At 65.8% G+C, this 2,162-nt stretch carries 3 protein-coding genes; all 3 read right to left on the bottom strand.

Going from position 1 to position 2,162, the window contains the following annotated elements:
* The coding region (locus EN914_RS14145; protein WP_164751498.1) for a (2Fe-2S)-binding protein at window positions 1-450 on the bottom strand (450 nt) is incomplete at its 3' end.
* Window positions 450-1,310, bottom strand: a complete 861-nt coding sequence (locus EN914_RS14140; protein WP_024501709.1) for a xanthine dehydrogenase family protein subunit M — start codon at window positions 1,308-1,310, stop codon at window positions 450-452. The genes EN914_RS14145 and EN914_RS14140, both read right to left, overlap by 1 nt.
* Window positions 1,311-1,493: 183 nt before the next feature.
* On the bottom strand, window positions 1,494-2,162 hold a 669-nt coding region (locus tag EN914_RS14135), incomplete at its 5' end, for a GlxA family transcriptional regulator (RefSeq protein WP_127389132.1).

Here is a 2,162-nt window from a genome sequence, read left to right as displayed (position 1 = left end):
ATCCTGGACGGCGCGCACGATCTTGTCGTAGCCGGTGCAGCGGCAGAGGTTCCCGGCAAGGCCGAAGCGGATTTCCTCCTCGGTCGGGTCGGGGTTCTTGGCCAGGAGGTCCTTGGCCGCGATCAGGAAGCCCGGCGTGCAGATGCCGCATTGCAATGCGGCGTGCTCGAGGAATTTCTGCTGCAGCGGGTGCAGCGTATCGCCATGCGCCATGCCCTCGATGGTCTCGACGCGACGGCCTTCAGCCTCGGCGCCGAGCACCAGGCATGAGCACACCAACCGGTCGTCGAGGATAATGCTGCAGGCGCCGCAGTCGCCGGTGCCGCAGCCTTCCTTGGCGCCCGTCAGCCCCAGCCGATCGCGCAGGACGTCTAGCAGCGTCTCGTCGGGCTGGCACAGATACTCGACAGCATCGCCGTTGATTGTCGTTGAAACTGCAATTCCAGCCATCATTTGCCTCCTGCACGTGCATAGGCTGATGTGGCGGCCCGCTGGGCCAGCACACCCGCAACTTTTCGTCTGAATTCGATAGTGCCGCGCTTGTCGTCGATGGGACGGCAGGCGCCCGCACAGACCTTGGCGAGCCGTTCCAGCGTCGCCTCGTCCAGCCTGGAGCCGACGAGCACCTCCGCGGCCTCTTCAACCAGAAGCACCGTCGCCGCCACGGCGCCCAGCGCCACGCGGGCCGATTTGACGACACCGTGCTCGTCGAGCGTCAGGTTCACCCCGGCGCTGACCACCGCGATGTCCATCTCGGTGCGTGGAATGAAACGCAGATAGGCATCGCCAGACCGCGGCTCGCGCTTGTCGAGCAGGATCGCCTCGATGATCTCGCCTTTGGCCAGCGACGTCTTGCCCGGCGCGGTCGGCACGCTCTGTACGGGGATCGTGCGCCTGCCCGCCGGCCCGACGACCACTGCCCTGGCGCCGGCGGCAACCAGCGCCGGCACGCTGTCGGCAGCCGGCGAGGCGTTGCAGAGATTGCCCACGATGGTGCAGCGGCCCTGCACCTGCTTGGAGCCGATCAGCTTGGCCGCCTCGACGACACCAGGCCATGCCTTCTTGAGGGCGGTGTTCTCCCCCAGGACGGCGCAAGGGACCGCGGCGCCGATGCTGAAGCCTTCAGCCGTCTCCCGGATCTCGCTCAAGCCATCGATCGCCTTGATGTCGACGATCAACTCTGGTTCGGCAAAGCCGCCCTTCATCCTGACCAGGAGGTCGCTGCCTCCCGCGAGGATGGCGGCCGTACCAGCCGACCCGGCCAACTGGCCAACGGCATCTTCTATTGAAAGCGGACGTATGTAGCGCATCGTCTCCCCTTGGTCATCGCGATTTCAGCGACCGTTATAAACAGTCTCCTCATAATGGCTATCCGGTTCGTCATCTGCGGCGATTAGGCCAGGCGCCGCAATATCCAGTCCAACAGGCCGAAAGTGGCGCACTGAATGGCAGCAGCCGGCTTTGGAATGATTTTCGTGAAACTTCGGTCTGGATCAAGTGCGCTCATTCGCTTTTGTCCGCTTGTGGACCGGAACGGCCCTTAAGCCGGCAGAGCCGCTGCTTGGCCGCCCCGAGTGAAGCTCCCTGTGTTCGGCGGCCGCCCGAAACGCCTGCGGCGGCTGGCCAAGGGTACGCAGGAAGGCGCGCCGCATTCGTCCGGGATCGCCAAAACCGGCGGTTTCGGCGATGCGCTCAAGCGGGAGATGGCTGGTCTCGATCGCCGTGCGGGCCGTCTCGAGGCGCATGCGCTCTACCGCCTTTGCCGGCGTGACGCCGGTCTCGGACGTGAAGGCGCGGGCGAAGTTGCGGGGACTCATGGCCGCGTGATCGGCCAGGCATTCGACGGTCAGCGGTTCGGCCAGGTTTGCCCGCACCCACTCGATCAGCGCGGCGAAGCGGCCGGTTCGCCCGCCCAGCTCGACGAAGGCCGAGAATTGCGACTGGCCGCCCGGCCGGCGCTGGTGCATGACGATCTGCTGTGCGGTGCGGCGCGCCACTTCAGCGCCAAGGTCATCTTCGACGAGGGCAAGCGCCAGGTCTATTCCGGCCGAGATGCCGGCCGACGTCCAGATGTCGCCATCCCTGATGAAAATACGCTCGGCATCCAGCCTGACCTTCGGGTAGCGGCGGGGGAAGTCGTGACTGCTGGCCCAGTGCGTGGT

The organism is Mesorhizobium sp. M7A.F.Ca.CA.001.08.2.1 (genome assembly GCF_003998455.1).
GTDB classification, from domain to species: domain Bacteria; phylum Pseudomonadota; class Alphaproteobacteria; order Rhizobiales; family Rhizobiaceae; genus Mesorhizobium; species Mesorhizobium ciceri.
This window is presented reverse-complemented; position numbering and strand designations above follow the sequence as displayed.